We start from the raw sequence: 17,340 nt of genomic DNA on the forward strand, positions 1-17,340 counted from the left end.
GCCGATGCCACCCGACGCCGCCGATGCGGGCCGTCGCCGACGCGAGGTTGCGATCCTCATCGGCCCCGGAGGGCCGATGCCACCACCCTCGGCCGCCGCGGCGGCCCGCGCCGCTTGGAGGTTGCGATCCTCATCGGCCCCGGAGGGCCGATGCCACGCCCGCATCGAGTGGGCGCAGGACGTCCCGGCGCCACTGTTGCGATCCTCATCGGCCCCGGAGGGCCGATGCCACCTCGACCCCGACGACCACATGCAGAGCGCCCACACCCGTTGCGATCCTCATCGGCCCCGGAGGGCCGATGCCACATGGGTAAGACGTGAGTACGGTCGACCTCGAACACAAGTTGCGATCCTCATCGGCCCCGGAGGGCCGATGCCACAGAGACACGACGCGGTGGATGGCCGCGTCGGTGTTGTTGTTGCGATCCTCATCGGCCCCGGAGGGCCGATGCCACCCTGCCGCAGCAGGGGTATTGCCTTCCTCAACGCCTCAAGGTTACCTGGTGGTGATCAACACGCCCGGCAAACGGTTCGGAATGGTCAGGCGTGTCGCACGACGCTTGCCTTCCCGAAGCTCAGTGGTGCGGGATCATCGCGCTCCGAGGGCGTTTCGACGTCAACACGCTCGAACCGAAAGGGCGAAGGACGGCGCTGGCGATCCGCGCCGATCCGCTCGCGACCAGTATCGGCGGCGCTCTCAGGCAGGCAGGCCGACCAAGGGAGCGCTGTCCCGCCACAGGGCGTCCCGGGCCTCCTCGTCGCGGGCGAGTTCCGAGGGTTCGAGCCACGTGAGCGCGTCGCGTCGGACGGCCGCGTAATAGCGTCCGGCGGGCGGGCGGACCGTTCCCAGGGCGATCGCGGCGAGGTTACCGCCTGCTGCTTCCTTGCTGTTGAACCGTCGCACCAGCCTGCGTAAGACGGCGCCGAAGGTCCGCCAGACGAACCGAGCCATCGGCGGCGCGCTGCGCAGCAGTCCGGTGCCGGGTGTGGGGCCGGGGTCGTAGGCCAGGACGGTCAGGTTCCTCGCCCTCGCCGCAGGCTGGAGCGCGAGTGCCCGGGCGGTCAGGATGTTGCAGAGCTTCGACGAGGAGTAGGCCCGCCCGGCTGCGGTGCGGGGCTGCGCGTCCCGCGCCGGATCGCGATCCGGGTGCGCCAGCAGGGCGGCGCTCGCGTGACGAGGCGGGGGAATCATCGTGCCCTCCGCCGGGTCGTGGGTGCCGCTGGTGGTCAGCGACACGACGGCGTTCTCGGCCAAGAGGGGCAGCAGCAGCCGGAGCAGCAGGTAGTGCGCCAGGTGGTTGACGCCGAAGGCCGTCTCGAACCCGTCGTCCGTGCGACCGTCGCCGTCCGGCGGGTTGATGCCTGCATTGAGGACCAGGGCGTCGATCTTGTCGGGACCGAGCCGTTCTCGCACGGCGTCGGCGAAGGCGCGCACGTCCGCGAGCCGGGTGAGGTCGAGCGGGATGGGCTCCGCCCCGGTCGGCGCGTGGCCGCGGGTGCCCAGCAGCAGGCGAGTGTCCGGGGTGGCGAGGATCTGTCGCGCGGTCAGCTCGCCGAAGCCGGATGTTCCGCCGGTCATCACGATCGTTCTCATCAGGACGCACCTCGCTGTCACATAAAATGAGTGGAGACTCCGGTTACTATAGTGAGTGAAGACTCGACTTATCAACGATCACTGCGCGGTAGCGTGAACAGACGAACGCAGGCCTCCTTCCGGTGGGACTCGCGGCAGCCGCTCGATGGGGATGACAGATGACGACGAGGGACCAGGCGGCCACCACCTCGGCTCGGACGCCGCTGCGCGCCGACGCACGTCGCAACCGAGAACGAGTCCTGGAAGCAGCCGACGCCGTCTTCTCCGAGGTCGGCCCGGCCGCCTCCACCGAGGAGGTGGCGCGACGGGCGGGCGTCGCGATCGGCACCGTGTTCCGCCACTTCCCCACCAAGGAGGCGCTGATCGAGGCAGTCGCGATCGGCCGCCTCACCCAGCTGACCGCCGAGGCCGAGCGACTCAGCGACACTGCGGACGCCGACGCCGCCTTCCGCACGTTCTTCCATCGCTGGATCGAACTCTCAGCGACGAAGCACCAGTTCGCCACCGCGCTGGCGCACTCCGGCACCGACGTGCAGCAGATCACCAGCACACACCCGGGGGTCGTCCAGCAGCTTCACCAGGCCGTGGCCGGGCTGCTCGCCCGAGCCCAGCAAGATGGCAGCCTGCGACCGGACCTGAGCACGTCGGACGTCGTCGCGCTCATGGTCGGAGCCTCACACGCGCACGAACACATCGGCCCCGACCCGACGCAGCGCGCACACCTGTTGTCGGTGATCTTCGACGGGCTGCGGGGGCGGCGGGGCTGAGGCGCGCTGCGGCGGTGGGAGCTGGGTCGCGACTGCCGGATCTAGTACGTCCCCGTGGAATTCGATGAGCCTCCGGATGACGGCAGCCCGGCGCTGAGCTCTCCCGTCGAGACGCCCTCGCAGCTCAAGAAGGGTTCTGATCAGCGACGACGGGATCGGGGGTATCAAGATCGTCGCCGGATGTCGCCGCGCTGTGCACCCGTGGGTCGGGCGGCGGTGAGCCGGACGCATCGCCAGCGAAAACAAGTTGATCATGCCGCTTGCACAGCAGCCGGACCTTGTGTCGGCGGCCGGCCAGCTTCTCCCCGGCGACCGCAGTCGCGCCGCACATCCAGCACCGTCCACCGAATGCCGCCACGCGCACGATCCCTGCCGCCATCAGTCTGCCTTTCCGCTGATCCTCTGTTGAGACAGAACTGATCATCACGGCGCGGCGCCATCTCCGCCTGGGCACATCGCGATCACACCCGACTACGCCCGAAGTCTCACCCGGTTGAGGACGTGCCGGAGATGTTGCGGGACTCCGCAGGATCGGTGCCACGTTTCAGCCAGTGCCAGCACCGGACGTGACCATCACGTTGCGATCCACACCGGCCCGAAGGGCCGGTGCCACTAGGGGCCGTGGTGTCCGGAGTGGGCGCCGGCGCTGTTGCGATCCTCATCGGCCCCGAAAGGCCGGTGCCACACACCGAGGTCGTCGGCGGTGCCGCTGTAGAGGCCGTGGTTGCGATCCTCACCGGCTCCGAAGGGCCGGTGCCACCCTGCCGGAGCAGGGGCATTGAACTTCTCAACACCGCAAGGTTATCGAGCAGTGACCGACACCTCCGGCGACCGGTTCGGAACCATCAGGCGTGGCGCACGACGCTTGCCCTCCCGAACCGCGCAGGGGCCGGTTGTACGGTCAGCGACAAGGCGGATATGCGCGGTAGATCAACGGGTCAGGGCGATCAGTTCGTCGATCACCGGCTCTGGGCCGCCGTAGGTGAGGTGTGCGATGGCCGCCATCGGTGCGACCACCTGACTCCACGAATACAGCCTGTCCCCATCGAGCCCGCACGCCGCCGCCACCCGCTGACAGCGGGCCTCGACACCCTCGTGTCCGGCACCGGCCACCACATAGTCGACGGCGTCGTAACACGGATCTCCGAGACACGCCTTCGGATCGATCGCGATCAGCCCCCGCGACGGACCGCCGTCCAGAACGTTGCCGAGGTGCAGATCGCCGTGCAACAACACGGTCGTGGCCTGGGTGTCCAGCAGCGTCGCACAACGCCGTATCGTCCGTTGCCACGTGGCCTCGTCGATCCGCGCGCCGATAGCGGGTTCGGCCAGCCTGCGGCCGATCCGGACGAAGGCCTCGTCACACCGACCGCGCAGGTCCCACGGCCAGTGCGCGGGCGGGGTCACGGCGTGCAGGGCGGCCAGCAGCTCGGCCCATCGCGGTGGTAATGACGTCGGTGGCAGGTCCTCGGCCTCGGTGCCGGGGAGGACCTCCGCCAGCACCATCGCCCCGGCCTCGGCATCGGCGGCCAACACGGCGGGCACCCGACCGGACGGCGCGAACACGCGCAGCATCTCCACCTGCCTGGTCAACAACGCCCGATCCGGACTGAGCTTGAGAACCGCAGGCGTTCCGTCCGGCCATCGACAGCGCAGGACGACCGATGAGGCGCCGCTCGCGAACAGCTCACCGAGCACGAGGCCCCACCGGGAGGCCAGATCCGCAGCGACGGACGGGACCGCTGCGAGCCAACCCTCGGCCGCAGAACCGAACCGGTCGCTCAACCGTGCGCCGATGTCTTCCACGTTCACCTGGGCAGCCTGCACGCAGAACCGCCTAGATGCACCCGATTTTCGTAGCGGTGCGTCGACTACAGCCGCCCGCCGTCTCGATCTGTGCTGGTTCCGGAAGACCGGTGCCGCCTGGCGACAAGCTTCCACACGGGATACCGGCTCGCGCGAGTTGCCATCCACACCGGCCCGGAGGACCGGTGCAATTCCCGCGGCGATCGAGCGGCTCGCCTCCGCAATGGAGCGGGTGGCCGACGCGCAGGAGGAGCCGCCGCAGCGACAGAGATGAGCAGTCTTCCCCGAAAGCGCAGATCTCCTGCGTATGAACCCAAGAGGCGCCTGCACCGAGGTGGTTCGGGCGCCTCTTTTTGCCGTGACCAGACCACGGCGGGTCCGCCCACCATCCCGAGCACCAACAGGAGGCCCGCATGTCATCTCCCCGCCCGCCCCGGCACCGTCCGCCCGGCCCGCCTGCCGCGTCCGGACCGCCGCCGACACCAGCGGGGCGGACGACGCCGCTGAACGACCGGTGCCCCCGCGACCGTCGTGGTCGCGGGGGCACCGTCACGTCTCGACATGGTCACAACCGGTATCCAACTCTCGTCGCGGCGCGATGATCCCGCCATGACGCCCGCACGTCCCGCCCTGCTGCTCGCCGCCGTCGCGCTGCTCGCCGCGTGCACCACCACCGACCCCGGCACCGCGACAGCCGACCCGGCAGGCCGCCCCGAATCTGCGGCACCGACCGTGACGACCGGGGAACTGGACGAGGAATCGGCCCCCGAACCTGCGCCTGCGCCTGCAGTGGAGTTCTCCGAACGCGACCTGGAGATCGTCGAGATCGGCGAACCCATCGACCTCGGTCAGGGGACGGCTACGGCCACCGTCACCGGCACCGCCGTCGATCCGGGATGTACCTCGCAGTGGGCGAGCCCTCCGTCGCGCGGGCATTTCGTGGTCGTGGACATCACCGTCGAGGTCCACCAGACGGCCGGGACGTTGAACATCACCCCGTTCGATTTCGGCATCATCTCCGCAGACGGCGTGGGTGAGGGTGACTCTGCGTCGATCGAGTCCTACTCGTGTATGGACGACGCAGACCAGTTCCCCATCGGCGGGATGCGGTCGGGCACGACCTATCACGCACGGATCACGCTCGACACGGCGCATGCCAGCGGGGTTGTGACGTTCGATCCGATGTTCGGAATCCGGCCTGCGGGGAACGGCTGGGAATGGGAGTACTGACCCCGCGAATGACAGCGCCCCCGCACCGCGCTGGTGCGGGGGCGCTGCGTACGTCCGTCAGGCCTCCGAGATGCGTCGCAGTAGCAGTCCGGTGGGGTTGCGATCCTCACCGGCCCCGAAGGGCCGGTGCCACTCTCGTGGTGCCTGATGATCCTGGGCAACATCGCCGGCGTTGCGATCCTCACCGGCCCCGAAGGGCCGGTGCCACCTGATCTCCGCCGCGACGCACTACTGGGCGGACCGGCGTTGCGATCCTCACCGGCCCCGAAGGGCCGGTGCCACCGCCGCCTCGAAGACGCTCACCGACTTCGACGGGGCGTTGCGATCCTCACCGGCCCCGAAGGGCCGGTGCCACCCTGCCTCAGCAGGGATGTCATGTCTCCCAGCATCGCAAGGTTATCGGGTAGAGACCAACACGCCCGTCGGCAGGTTCGGAAGGATCAGGCGTGTCGCACGACGCTTGCCCTCCCTAACCGGGCCGAGCCTATGACCGATACCAGCGAGAGAGCCACAGCCCAGCGCCCCAGGACAAGCGGTCGGCCGACGATGACACCCTTGCACACGCCAGCACGGGCAGTCCCATGGTGACCACGCCCTCGGGATCGCAAGGAGGTCGCAGAGCACCGGATCGAGCACAGACCACGCGCGCTGATCACCGCTAAGTCCAACCCGTCACCCACAGATCAGGGTGCGCAGTTCGCCACCGTCGCCGCCCCCGAACCCCGGCATCGCCCGACGCGATACGGCAGACGGCGGTGCGTCGCGCCGACGGTGCGGGCGGGCGAATTGGGTTGGGCGGGCGAGTTTGCGGCGACCGAACGGCCGCTTGACGGTGTCCGGGGTCACACCTAGCGTTGAAACCGCTTTCGGTGCTGTTTCGGCACGTGAGAGCTATCCCTCGGACCCGACGCCGTCGGCCTTGGGGGCCACGCCTGCCCGCGCGGCCCCCTGCTGAACGACGCCTCGGCTCCTCCGGCGTCCGCCGTGGTCGACTCGGCCGGGCGCGCGCAGGACGGCTGGTGGTCCGCGCCGGTCTCGACTCGAAAGGTCCACAATGGACGAACTCCGAACTCCCGGGCGCCGGGGAGTGCTCAAGGCGATGGGGCTGGGGGCGGCCGTCGCCGCCACCACGTTCACCGTCGGGCCTGCCGCCCACGCCGCCGTCTCAGCCCGCCCGGCACCACGACAGGCCGACCAGCAGTGGAGCAATCCGATCATCCGGCACATCCACACCGCCGACCCCGCCGTGCTGGTGCACCAGGACCGCGTCTACCTGTATGCCGGTCGCGACGTCGCCGCGCCGGGTGCCACCGACTTCCTGATCAACGACTGGCACGTGTTCTCCAGCGACGACCTGACCACGTGGACCGATCACGGCCCCCGGCTGAGTTGGCGGGACTTCTCCTGGTCGGACGGTGCCGCCTATGCCAGTCAGTGTGTGGAGCGCGACGGGCGCTTCTACTGGTATGTGCCGATCGCCGACCGTGGTCCGGCCTGGTTCTCCATCGGTGTGGCGGTCGGCGACTCGCCGCTGGGTCCGTTCCGCGATGCTCGGGGCACGCCGCTGGTCAGCGGCAGCGATCCCAGTGCCCCGACGCTGAACATCGACCCCACGGTGTACGTCGATCCGAGCGGGCGGGCACATCTGTACTGGGGTTCATGGTGGGAGCTGCGGTATGCCCCGCTGGCCGACGACATGATCTCGCTGGCCGGGCCGATCCAGACGATCTCGGGGCTGCCGGGCTTCTGGGAGGCGCCCTTCCTGCATCGCCGGAACGATCTGTACTACCTGTCCTACGCGGCGGGCGGCAATCCGGCCACGATCGACTATGCGACGTCGTCGTCGCCGACGGGGCCGTGGACGTTCCGGGGCACGGTGAACGGTCGGGTGAGCAGTCCGACGAATCACCAGGCGTTCTTCGAGTTCCGGGGTCGGTGGTACATCGCCTATCACACCTCCGACCTGCCCGGCGGCACTCAGTTCCGTCGTTCGGTGTGTCTGGACCGGGTGGAGTACGACGCCGCCGGGCTGATGCTGCCGGTCCAGCAGACCAGGCAGCTCTGATCTCGACCACCCCGATCACGCCCTCTCGCCGACGCTCCACCGCCGGCGAGATCACCGCCGCCGAACTCGTAGCCTCAACGAAGAGGAGATGATCATGCGGACCGCCCGAACATCCCGAGTGCTCGCCCTGTCGCTCGCCGCCGCGTTGTCCTTCGCGACACCGGTCGCCGCCGAGCCCGCCGATTCGCCGCCCGCAGGCCCCGGCTCGACCGACATCAGCGCGACGGCCGCCGTCGCCCCCGTGCCCGCCCTCGCGCCGATCACGCCGGCTCAGTCGGCAGGCCAGCCTGCCGATGCGCAGCCTGCGCAGGGCAAGCAGGCTCGGGTCCCCCGGTTCCTGATCGATGCGGGCGCCTACACCGGCAACAGCCGCGAGTCGGCCAACTTCGTGGTGCGCTGGGGCGACTCGGTCGACGTCGTCCGCTGGGCGCAGGAGAACCGGGGCATCGCCGACTATCCCGCCTACGTGCTGGACGTGATGGAGCGGACCTACGACTACTACGTGCATCAGGTCGGCTTCGCCGATCCGAACGCGTTGTCGCCGGGACGGGACTTCAAGATCAACCTGTATCTGTGCGGCAGCTGGTCCGGCGGCTTCCTGCCGCCCGCGAACTGGGCGGGCGCCGACGACGTCGGAGCGGGACACATGTGTCTGCCCTACGACAAGATCTGGGACGACTGGGTGGAGTCGCACGAGTTCGTCCACGTCCTCCAGGTCTATGCCAGCCAGCAGAACCGGGCGGCGGGCAACGGCGGCGGCTTCGGCGAGGGCAACCGGTACTCCGGCCCGTTCTGGGAGGCCCACGCCAACTACATGGCCCGGATGCGCAGGCCCGAGGTCGTCACCGGCTCCGGCTACTACGGCCGACACCACTATCGCTGGCTCGACCAGCAGACCTACTACGGCGACTGGACGCTGATCAACACGCTGCGGGACCGCTACGGCACGTCGTTCGTCGACGACCTGTGGTTCGAGGCGCGGCAGGGCGAGCACCCGATCACGACGATCAAGCGGGTGCTCGGACTGAACCACGGCGCCTTCGCCGAGCTGATCGCCGACCACGCCCGCCGCAACGTCACCTTCGACTACACCGACGGCGCGGCGATCCGCAGCGACCTGTGGCGGGGCTCGAATCCGACCTATCGGCCGCTGTACACGGTGTCCTTGCAGGACGCGGGTGGGGGGACGTATCGGATTCCGGCGAATCGGGCGCCCCAGCAGTACGGCTACAACCATGTGCAGTTGCAGCCGAACTCCACGGGCGCGGTCTCGGTCCGGCTCGACGGGCAGGCAGGCGGGGCGCCGAGCCCCGACTGGCGCTTCGGCTTCGTCGCGGTCGGCGCCGACTTCTCCGCCCGGTACAGCCCGTTGTACAGCAGCGGGCAGACGGGATCGTTCGCGTTGCAGTCCGGTGAGACGCATCTGATCCTGGTGGTGACGGCCACGCCGACGCAGCATGTGAACTACGAGCTGGGCACCCCGAGCCCGGGTTATCCGTACCAGGTCACGGTGCAGGGCGGCAGGCCGGTGGCCGGGACGACCTGAGTTCGATGGTCCGTTCGCGACGGCCCGCCGACGTGAGCCGGACGCCTCGCGCAGTGGTGTCGCCTGCTCGCCCGGGTCGGGCGGGCAGGCGGACGCCGAGCGAGGTCGTCAGCGCGCGAGAAGTCGGCGCCGGCGAGACCGGTGACCGCCGCGGCACGGGCCGGGGTGTACCGGCTACGTCGGCCCCGTCTCGCCTCTCGACCTGCCGCCGAGGCCTTCTATTCTCCAGCGGCGGCAGCGGTCTGCGGAGCTTCAAGGGCGTCGTCCGGCCGGTCCCGAGGTGGTGTCTGCGGGTGGCGCGGGCGCCGTGCCGGATGCTGTGGCCGGAGCCGCAGGCCGGGACTGTTGACGCACTGCTCGACAGTGTCGAGTCAAGGTCCGATGATCCGGGGCCGACCGCGCCCGGCCCCGGTGCCGCCCTCGCTCACCCGCCGTGGATTCGGCCAGGCCGCCCGTCGCGAGCGACGGCATGAACCGGCTCAGGCCGAGCCGCGCACCACCAGGCGCGGCGGCACCCGGAGCAGGCCGCCGGCGATCGGCTCGTCACCGCCGATGATGAGGCGTTCGGCGGCGAGGCGGCCGAGCAGGCCCAGGTTCATGTCGATGGTGGTCAGGCCGGGTCTGGTCTCCTCGGCGAACAGCTCCCAGTTCTCGTAGCCGACCACCGCGACCTCGGCCGGCACCGATCGGCCTCGCTCCCGGAGCCCGTCCAGCACGCCCGCCGCGATCTGGTCGCTGGCGCAGAACACGCCGTCGAGATCGGGATGCCGGTCGAGCAGCAGGCCCGCCGCGCGGCGCCCCCAGCTCTGGCTCCACCGGCCCTGTCGGCCTGCCGGTGCCAGGGGTGCCAGCCCCGAGCGGGCCAGCTCGGCGACGAAGCCTGCGGAGCGTTCGGCGGCGGACGCCTCGGCGGGCGGGCCGGGCACGTGGGCGATCCGACGACAGCCGCGCTGGAGAAGATGTCGGGCCGCCAGTGCACCGCCCGCCCGATCGTCGGTGATCAGCGACAGATCCTGCACACCCGTCGAGGGTGCGACGGCGTAGACGACCGGGACGGACCCCACGCCGTGCAGCGGGATCGGGAACCGTGCCTCCCGGCGCGGGCCGAGGATCAGCAGGCCGTCCACCCCGCGTCGCACCAGGGTCTCGGCGTGGTGACGCTCGCGAACCCGGTCGCTCGGCGCCCAGCACAGCATCGCGACGACGTGGGTGCCGCCGAAGGCCGCCTCCGCGCCGCGCAGGACGGGGAGACTGAACCGGCCTGCGGTGCCGACGTCGCAGCCCGTCGTCGCACCGCCGGTCGCACCGTCGCCGCCCCGGCCTGCCACGGCGGCGCCGTTCCGGCCTGCCGTGACGGCCCGGTCCCTGCCGTCTGACAGATCGGGAGCGCGCGCCGTCCTCGGGTCGCGGCCTGCGACGGAGTCCCCGGTGAGGAGCCCGATCACGCGCTCCCCGACCCGCTCCCGCCGGCGACCGCTGCCCTTGGGCCGCCGGTAGCCGAGGCTCTCCGCCGCGCGGAGCACCCGACGTCGGGTCTCCTCGTGCACGTCCGCCCGGCCGTTGAGCGCCCGCGACACCGTGGCCGCCGACACGCCTGCCCGCACCGCCACCGAATGCACGGTGGCCTGCCCAGTCCTGTCCATGACCGCTCCGTCGTCAGTCTCGCCGCCCGGCTACCGGGCGGGCAGCCACACGCGCATCGTCGACGGGCCGCGATTGGCCCACTGGTGGTAGGGCCGCAGCAGGACCCATTGTGTGCGCTGGCTTGCCGAGGTCGATTCGACAGACGCTTCGGCCGCCTGGTCGCCGCGGTCTTCCCCTGCGGGGGACGTCGTCGAGAACCCTGCCGACTTCCCCCCGTCGGCGGGCGCGCGATCGTCTTCGTGGATCGGGTAGCCGTAGGGCCCCCACTGGCCGAGCCAGGCCACGGGCTCCGGTCGTCGCCGCACCCGCACCGTCGCGCCCTCGGGGTGGGGATGGGGAGCCACGGAGAGGTCTGCGCGCAGGTCTTCGAGGTCGAGGTCTGCGGGGAGGTCGACGGACTCGGCGCACAGCACCAGTGGGCCGCGCTCCACCGCGACGCAGCCGCGCACCGCGTCCACCCGGTCGTCGACCCGGGTGAACCTCGGGGTGAGGTCGAGGTCGAGCCGGAGCGTCTCGCCCTCGGCGAACTCGCGTCGCACGGTGAAGGTCGGCTCGCGCAACTGACGATGCCTACCGCCCTCGGCCAGGACCGCCGTGCCCTGCGCCCAGTGCGGCACGCGCAGGGTGAGGGCGAAGCGCCCGGCCGTCAGGACTCGGATCGCGATACCGCGATCGCGCGGGTACGACGTGGTGATCTCCAGGGCGATCTCGGTGCCGTCGTCGAGCCGCGTGCGGATGTCGCAGGCGGCGTACTGGTGGATCTGCACGCCCTCCGCGTCGCGGGTCGCGACATAGCCCGCCACGGAGGCGAGGGTGCGGGCCACGTTCGTCGGGCAGCAGGAGACGCCGTACCAGGGCGGCCGCAGGCTCGCGCCCGCCGCCTTGCTGACCTCGTCCTCGGCGGGCACCGCCCCTGCCGTGCGCTGGTGCAGGGTGTTGGCGTAGAAGAAGGCGCGACCGTCGGCGCGCGGCGAGGCGGCCACCACGTTGAACAGGGTGCGTTCCACCAGGTCCGCGTAGCGCGGGTCGCCGGTGGCCAGCAGCAGCCGCCAGGACAGCATCACCGAGGCGATGCCCGCGCAGGTCTCGGAGTAGGCGCGGTCCGGCGGGAGCACGTAGTCCGCGCCGAAGGACTCGTCCAGGTGGTGCGAGCCCATGCCGCCGGTGAGGTAGGTGCGGCGGGCGATCGTGGTGTCCCACTGGGTGCCGACGGCGTCGATCAACGACTGATCGCCCGTCTCCACGCCGACGTCGACGGCGCCTGCCGCCAGGTAGAGCGCCCGCACGGCGTGTCCGCGCAGGACGGTCGCCTCCCGGACGGGCAGGTCGTCTTGGAAGTAGGCGGCGCCGAAGTGGATCGGCGGCAGGGTGCCGGTGCCTCGGCGGTCGATGAACAGCCTGGCGAGTTCGAGGTGTCGCTCCTCGCCGGTCACCCGGTACAGCTCCACGAGCGCGGTCTCGATCTCGGGATGTCCGCACACCGCCTCGCGTCCGGCGGGCCCGAACTCGGTGTAAAGGTGGTCGGCGACACGACGCGCGACCGTGACCAGCGGTTCCTCGACGCCCCGGGTCTTGGCGCGCGCCACGGCGGCCTGGATCAGGTGTCCGGCGCAGTACAGCTCGTGTCCCCAGGCGAGGTCCGAATACCGCGCGGGCCTGCCGGGCCTGCCGTAGCAGGTGTTGAGATAGCCGTCGGGATGCTGGGCGGCGGCCACCCGCTCGACCAGGGCGGTGAACCGGCCGTCCAGTTCGGCGTCGTCGCTGCGGTGCGCCTCCCAGGCCAGTGCCTCCAGCAGCTTGTAGACCTCGGAGTCGGCGAAGTTCGCACCGTGATGCTCGCCGTCGGTGCTCCGGGCGAGGGCGTCGGCGGTGGCGTCGAAGTTGTCGATCCAGCCGAGGCGCTCCATCCACTGTTGACAGTGGCCGAGGGTGTTCTCCCGATTGATCCGTTGCCGATCGGCCCAGAAGCCGCAGGTGAGCCGCACCTCGTCGAGCCGTAGCGGGGTCAGTGCGCCGTGGCGGGGCGCGACAGGCGGTCCGAGGTCCATGCCGGATCGCGGCGTGGTCTGCTCGGTGGCGGTGGAGGCGGCGGGGGTGTGCATCGAAGGTGTCTCCTTCACCGTGGTCGACAGGGAACCGAGTTGCAGAACAGGAGGCGGGCGGCGGGGTGGACTCACCCTTTGAGCGCGCCGGAGGCGAACCCTCGGACGTAGTTCCGTTGCAGGAGGACGAACAGGATCATGCAGGGCACCGCGCTGACCACGACGCCGGATTGGAGGGCGCCGAAGTCGACCGCGCCGAAGTTCCCGGAGCGCATCGCGGCCAGCGCCACCGGCAGGGTGTAGCGGGAGCCGTCGGTGACCAGCATCAACGGGGCGATGAACTCGTTCCAGGAGTTGAGGAAGGCGAACAGCGCCACGGTGATCACGCCGGGCGTCACGGCGGGCAGCAGGACCGACCAGAGCGTGCGGGGCACCCCGGCGCCGTCCACGAGGGCGGCCTCGTCGAACTCCCTCGGCACGGCCTCGAAGGAGTTGCGCATCATGAACAGCGAGAACGGCAGCTGGAACATGATCAGCACGAGAGCCAGCCCGACCAGCGAGTTCTGTAATCCGGCCCGGCTCAGCAGGACGTAGAGCGGGATGAGGATGGTCGGGTAGGGCACCATCATGATCGCCAGGGTGCCGAGGAAGAGCAGATTGCGGCCGGGGAAGCGGAAGCGGGCGATCGCGTAGCCCGCGAGCACCGACACCACCACGGTGCCCACCACCGTCATCAGCGAGACGGCCACGCTGTTGGCGACGTAGACGAACAGGCCTTCCCCGTAGGAGAACAGCCGCTGATAGTTCTCGGTGCCCAGGCCCGCGCCGTCGCCCGTCGCCCTCGGCCCGCTCAGCGAGGAGTAGCCGGCCCAGAGCAGCGGCAGCAGGAAGAGGATCGCCAGCGCGATGCCGGTGGTGAGCGCGCCCGTGTCGGCGATCACGATGCGAATCCGGGTGCGCCGTGCGGCCGCCATCAGGAGTCGCCTCCCTTCCTGATCAGGCTCAACTGGACGATGTTGGCCAGCACCAGCGCGATCAGCACGACCACCGACATCGCGGCGGCTCGGCTGAGGTCGAACAGGGTGAAGGCCTGGCGGAAGATCGTGGCGACGACGGTGACGGTGGAGTTGTCGGGGCCGCCGCCGGTAAGGACGTAGAACTGCTCGAAGGCCAGCAGTGATCCGGTGACCGACAGGACCAGCACCAGCGCGAGAGTGGGCCGCAGCAGGGGCAGCGTCACCCCGGTGAACGTGCGCCACCAGCCTGCGCCGTCGATCCGGGCCGCCTCGTAGACCTGGGTCGGGATCGACTGGAGCCCGGTGAGCAGGATGATCATGTAGAAGCCCGCGAACCGCCACAGCACCATCAGCACCGTGGACCAGAGGGCGCCGCCGGGGGTGCCGAGCCAGTTCACCGGCTCGTCGACCAGTCCCACCGCCATCAGCAGATCCGACAGCGGGCCGACCTCGTCGGAGTACAGGGCGAACCACAGCAGGCTGGCGACCGCCAGGCCCATCGAGGCGGGCAGGAAGAACGCGGTGCGCAGCAGGCCGGTGCCGAGCCTGGTCTGCTGCACCAGCAGTGCCAGGCCGAGGGCGACGACGGTGAGGATCACCGTGGTGATGACGGTGTAGCGCACGGTGAACCAGACGGCATCCAGGAAGAGCGGATCGTCGAGGATCGCGCCGTACTGGGCCAGGCCCACGAAGCTCGGCTCGCCCAGCAGCGGCCAGTCCGTCATCGACATCCACACCAGCAGCCCCAGCGGGACGACGAACAGCAGCCCGACGACCAGCGACGCGGGCAACGACAACACGAGTGCCTGGGCGGACCGATCGGTGCCTCGGTTGCCACGTCTGCGCCGGGGCGGGGCGGCGGTGCCGGTGCTTCTCACGGGGGCTCCCTTGATCGGGACGTCTCGAGCCTCGCCTGCGGTGGCGGCCGATCGATCGGTGCAGGTCCGTCGGCGAGGCGGCGGGCGAACCGGCGGCTGGTCGGGCGCGTGGGCTGGTCGGGCACGGCGGCGGGACGGCGGCTAGCCCGCGACGTCCAATGAGGAGTCGAGCCGAGGCCGGAACGCGGCGACGGCCTCCTCCACCGACTCCGGGCCGAAGATCGCCGACCGGGCGAACTGCAGCCACGGGCCCTGCGGGTCGTTGAAGGTCGCGCCGAAGTTGATCGCGGTGGGCACCCGACCGACCTCGACGACCTCGTGGAAGGTCCGCAACCGCTCATCCGGCAGACCGACGCCGTCGGGACCGGTCGGTTCGAGATCGGTGCGGACGCTGACGTCGCCGCCCGAGGTGAGCACCTCGCGCTGGACGTCCGCCGACAGCGTCCAGGACAGGAAGTCCCAGGCCGCCGCCGTCTTCGTGGAGGTGGCGGTGATGCCGAGGACGTCGCCGCCGACGAAGGTCGACTCGCCGCCGGCCATGCCCCGGATCGGGGCGACGCCGATCTCCAGGTCCTCGTGCTCCGGCATCAGCCGCAGCATCGTCGAGCCCAGCGGGGCGACGCCGATCCGCCCTTCGGCGAAGGGCTGCAACCAGCTGATCCCGTTCTCCTGCGCCGCCGAGGCGGGCGCGAGTCCGTCGGCGAAGGCGTCGCGATAGGCCTGGAAGACCGGGCCCATGGTCGCCGAGTCCATGGCGGAGGCGGTGCCGTCGGCGGTGAGGATCTCTCCCCCGTCGGCCCAGACCATCGGCCACAGGGTGAAGAGCAGGCAGCCGGGGCAGTTGCCGCCGAAGTAGGTGCCCGAGACCTCGCCGCCCAGTGCCGAGATCGCCTCGGCGTGCGCCATCATCTCGGGCAGGCTCGTCGGCGGCTGCTCCGGATCGAGGCCCGCCTCGCGGTAGAGCACCTTGTTGTAGAAGATCAGCGAGAGGTCGAGGGTGTGCGGCACGGCGTGGTGGGCGCCGTCGGCGGTGCCCGCGTCCAGGTGGGCCGGGGCCAGGTGCTCGACCAGACCCGTCTCGGCGAGCCGTTCGCTGATGTCGGTGTAGAAGCCGTGTCGGATGAAGTTCCTGGCGTAGACCACGTCGGCGCCGAGCAGGTCGGGCAGGCTCCGGCCGCCTGCGGCCGTGGCGACCTGTTGCAGGTAAGTGTCGTTGGGGACCACCGTCAGCTCGACCTGGTTGCGGCCCAGCTCGTTGTAGGCCTCGACGAAGCCTCGGGTCTGGGCCTCGGTGGCCGCGCGAGTCCAGATCGTGAGGGTCTGGCCCGTCGCGGCGTCGGGGTCCCCCACCTCGCCCCCGCCGCAGGCCGCCGTCAGCATCGCGGCGACGAGCACCGTGCCGACTCGACGGCGCACTCTTTTCTTCCGCACGTCACGTTCTCCTTGTGCTCGTCGTTGAGCGAAGTCGAGCGGCATGACGACGACACCGTCGCCCACTGTGGAGAGCGGAAGACGACGCTGACCGAGTCTCCGACCAGTACCTTTCCCCGGTCGAGATCGATCGACGGCAACGGTCTCCGTGACCGGCGACACAAACCGAAACTACTTTCGGTATCGTAGGTTCGGGCTGGTTCCGACGTCAAGACCGCGACAGCGAGAGAATGCGACGGCACCGCGAACTCGTCAGGCCGAGGAGCATGAGGCGATGGACCGTGTCACCCGGGGCGAGCAGAAGCGCTCGATCACCCTCACCGACGTCGCCCGGCTCGCAGGCGTCTCGGTGGCCACCGCGTCGAAGGCCTTGAACGGACGCCGACAGGTGCGCGCCGAGACCCGGCAGCGCGTCCTGGCGGCGGCCGAATCCCTGTCGTTCACCCCCAATCCCTTCGCCCAGGCGCTGAACATGCCGAGGTCGGGCACCGTCGGCATGCTCACCAGTGACCTCGAGGGCCGGTTCGCGCTGCCGATCCTGATGGGCGCCGAGGACGCCTTCGGCTCCGGGGCGACCTCGGTGCTGCTGTGCGACGCGCGCGGCGACGCCGAGCGCGAGCGCACGCACGTGGCGGCGCTGCTGGCCCGACGGGTCGACGGCCTGATCGTGGTGGGATCGCGCACCGATCCTCGGCCCAGCCTCGGGCAGGAGCTGCCCGTGCCGGTGGTCTATGCCTACGCCCCGTCCGAGGACGAGGCCGACGTCTCCTTCGTGCCGGACAACGTCCGAGGCGGCGCGCTGGCCGTGGAGCACCTGGTGGCGGGTGGCCGACGGCGGATCGCACTGCTGGCGGGCGACGCCGACTATGCCGCCGCCCGCGACCGGGTGGCCGGGGTGACCGAGGCGCTGCACGCGGCAGGGCTCGAGTTGGTCGGCGGCACCGAGTCCTACGGGGAGTGGTCCGAGGCCTGGGGCAGGCAGGCCGCCGCCGAGCTGCTGGCGGCGAACCCGGACGTGGACGCGGTGCTGTGCGGCAACGATCAGGTCGCCAGAGGGGCGCTGGACACCCTGCGGGAGCGGGGGCGCCGGGTGCCCGAGGACGTCTCGGTGGCGGGCTTCGACAACTGGGAGGTGCTGACCACCAGCTCCCGGCCGCCGCTGACCAGTGTGGACATGAACCTGGAGGAGCTGGGACGCACGGCGGCGCGGCATCTCTTCCACGCCATCGACGGCGAACGCCAGGGCGGGATCGTGACGCTGCCGGTTCGGCTGGTGGTCCGGGAGACGACGGTGGAGCCGGGGACGTGATGAGTTCCGATG

Annotated in this window: 13 protein-coding genes and 1 CRISPR repeat array (1 of these 14 only partly in view); of the genes, 5 read left to right on the forward strand and 8 right to left on the reverse strand. The window is 70.6% G+C overall.

The genetic code is table 11. The annotated features are described in order from the left end of the window. Nucleotides 1-455: a CRISPR direct-repeat array (repeat unit 37 nt; unit sequence GTTGCGATCCTCATCGGCCCCGGAGGGCCGATGCCAC) (it extends 244 nt beyond the left edge of the window). Nucleotides 456-697: 242 nt separating this feature from the next. Continuing rightward, the gene (locus UA75_RS18310; protein ID WP_075741289.1) at nt 698-1,594 is read right to left on the reverse strand and encodes an SDR family NAD(P)-dependent oxidoreductase; all 897 of its coding nucleotides are present in this window, start codon (nt 1,592-1,594) and stop codon (nt 698-700) included. A 158-nt stretch (nt 1,595-1,752) separates the two neighbouring features. Here UA75_RS18310 and UA75_RS18315 point away from each other — a divergent pair, with 158 nt between their 5' ends. After that, nucleotides 1,753-2,361 (forward strand): TetR/AcrR family transcriptional regulator, encoded by a 609-nt coding sequence (locus UA75_RS18315; protein WP_075741290.1) that lies wholly within the window; start codon nt 1,753-1,755, stop codon nt 2,359-2,361. Between the two features lie 124 nt (nt 2,362-2,485). Here UA75_RS18315 and UA75_RS33100 read toward each other — a convergent pair whose 3' ends face one another. After that, on the reverse strand, nt 2,486-2,788 hold the full coding sequence (locus tag UA75_RS33100; RefSeq protein WP_157442272.1) for a hypothetical protein: 303 nt from the start codon (nt 2,786-2,788) through the stop codon (nt 2,486-2,488). A gap of 503 nt (nt 2,789-3,291) precedes the next feature. Then, on the reverse strand, nt 3,292-4,173 hold the full coding sequence (locus UA75_RS18320; RefSeq protein ID WP_232237307.1) for an aminoglycoside phosphotransferase family protein: 882 nt from the start codon (nt 4,171-4,173) through the stop codon (nt 3,292-3,294). A 603-nt stretch (nt 4,174-4,776) separates the two neighbouring features. On the opposite strand from UA75_RS18320, the gene UA75_RS18325 reads away from it, so the two are divergent. From UA75_RS18325 to UA75_RS18335, 3 genes are all read left to right on the forward strand, one after another. Beyond that, nucleotides 4,777-5,397: a hypothetical protein gene (locus UA75_RS18325; RefSeq protein ID WP_075741291.1), complete on the forward strand. Its 621-nt coding sequence runs from the start codon at nt 4,777-4,779 to the stop codon at nt 5,395-5,397. 1,054 nt (nt 5,398-6,451) lie between these two features. After that, nucleotides 6,452-7,462 carry a glycoside hydrolase family 43 protein gene (locus tag UA75_RS18330; protein ID WP_083683300.1) on the forward strand — a complete coding sequence of 337 codons (1,011 nt, stop codon included), beginning with the start codon at nt 6,452-6,454 and terminating at the stop codon, nt 7,460-7,462. A 94-nt stretch (nt 7,463-7,556) separates the two neighbouring features. Then, nucleotides 7,557-9,008: a DUF6055 domain-containing protein gene (locus tag UA75_RS18335; RefSeq protein ID WP_157434278.1), complete on the forward strand. Its 1,452-nt coding sequence runs from the start codon at nt 7,557-7,559 to the stop codon at nt 9,006-9,008. A 479-nt stretch (nt 9,009-9,487) separates the two neighbouring features. Here the strand turns inward: UA75_RS18335 and UA75_RS18340 are convergent, their stop codons facing one another. The 5 genes from UA75_RS18340 to UA75_RS18360 form a co-directional block, all read right to left on the reverse strand. Then, nucleotides 9,488-10,651 carry a LacI family DNA-binding transcriptional regulator gene (locus tag UA75_RS18340; protein WP_075741294.1) on the reverse strand — a complete coding sequence of 388 codons (1,164 nt, stop codon included), beginning with the start codon at nt 10,649-10,651 and terminating at the stop codon, nt 9,488-9,490. Nucleotides 10,652-10,681: 30 nt separating this feature from the next. Then, nucleotides 10,682-12,754 (reverse strand): glycoside hydrolase family 127 protein, encoded by a 2,073-nt coding sequence (locus UA75_RS18345; protein ID WP_075741295.1) that lies wholly within the window; start codon nt 12,752-12,754, stop codon nt 10,682-10,684. A gap of 71 nt (nt 12,755-12,825) precedes the next feature. Further along, nucleotides 12,826-13,668 carry a carbohydrate ABC transporter permease gene (locus UA75_RS18350; RefSeq protein WP_083683301.1) on the reverse strand — a complete coding sequence of 281 codons (843 nt, stop codon included), beginning with the start codon at nt 13,666-13,668 and terminating at the stop codon, nt 12,826-12,828. Further along, entirely contained in the window at nt 13,668-14,588 is a 921-nt protein-coding gene (locus UA75_RS18355) for a carbohydrate ABC transporter permease (RefSeq protein WP_198044173.1), read from the reverse strand. The genes UA75_RS18350 and UA75_RS18355 overlap by 1 nt, the downstream gene beginning before the upstream one ends. A 141-nt stretch (nt 14,589-14,729) precedes the next feature. After that, nucleotides 14,730-16,019 carry an ABC transporter substrate-binding protein gene (locus UA75_RS18360; RefSeq protein WP_198044174.1) on the reverse strand — a complete coding sequence of 430 codons (1,290 nt, stop codon included), beginning with the start codon at nt 16,017-16,019 and terminating at the stop codon, nt 14,730-14,732. Between the two features lie 274 nt (nt 16,020-16,293). Here UA75_RS18360 and UA75_RS18365 point away from each other — a divergent pair, with 274 nt between their 5' ends. After that, a complete protein-coding gene (locus UA75_RS18365) occupies nt 16,294-17,328 on the forward strand; it encodes a LacI family DNA-binding transcriptional regulator (protein WP_075741297.1) in 1,035 nt (344 codons plus the stop codon). Nucleotides 17,329-17,340: the final 12 nt, after the last annotated feature.

Origin of the sequence: Actinoalloteichus sp. GBA129-24 (assembly GCF_001941645.1) — a bacterium.
GTDB classification, from domain to species: domain Bacteria; phylum Actinomycetota; class Actinomycetes; order Mycobacteriales; family Pseudonocardiaceae; genus Actinoalloteichus_A; species Actinoalloteichus_A fjordicus.

Bases quoted from the DNA above. Each gene is read 5' to 3' on its own strand.
- UA75_RS18310 (WP_075741289.1), bottom strand. From the start codon at position 1,594: ATGAGAACGATCGTGATGACCGGCGGAACATCCGGCTTCGGCGAGCTG.
- UA75_RS18365 (WP_075741297.1), top strand. From the start codon at position 16,294: ATGGACCGTGTCACCCGGGGCGAGCAGAAGCGCTCGATCACCCTCACC.
- UA75_RS18335 (WP_157434278.1), top strand. From the start codon at position 7,557: ATGCGGACCGCCCGAACATCCCGAGTGCTCGCCCTGTCGCTCGCCGCC.
- UA75_RS18325 (WP_075741291.1), top strand. From the start codon at position 4,777: ATGACGCCCGCACGTCCCGCCCTGCTGCTCGCCGCCGTCGCGCTGCTC.
- UA75_RS18350 (WP_083683301.1), bottom strand. From the start codon at position 13,668: ATGGCGGCCGCACGGCGCACCCGGATTCGCATCGTGATCGCCGACACG.
- UA75_RS18340 (WP_075741294.1), bottom strand. From the start codon at position 10,651: ATGGACAGGACTGGGCAGGCCACCGTGCATTCGGTGGCGGTGCGGGCA.
- UA75_RS18315 (WP_075741290.1), top strand. From the start codon at position 1,753: ATGACGACGAGGGACCAGGCGGCCACCACCTCGGCTCGGACGCCGCTG.
- UA75_RS18330 (WP_083683300.1), top strand. From the start codon at position 6,452: ATGGACGAACTCCGAACTCCCGGGCGCCGGGGAGTGCTCAAGGCGATG.
- UA75_RS18345 (WP_075741295.1), bottom strand. From the start codon at position 12,754: ATGCACACCCCCGCCGCCTCCACCGCCACCGAGCAGACCACGCCGCGA.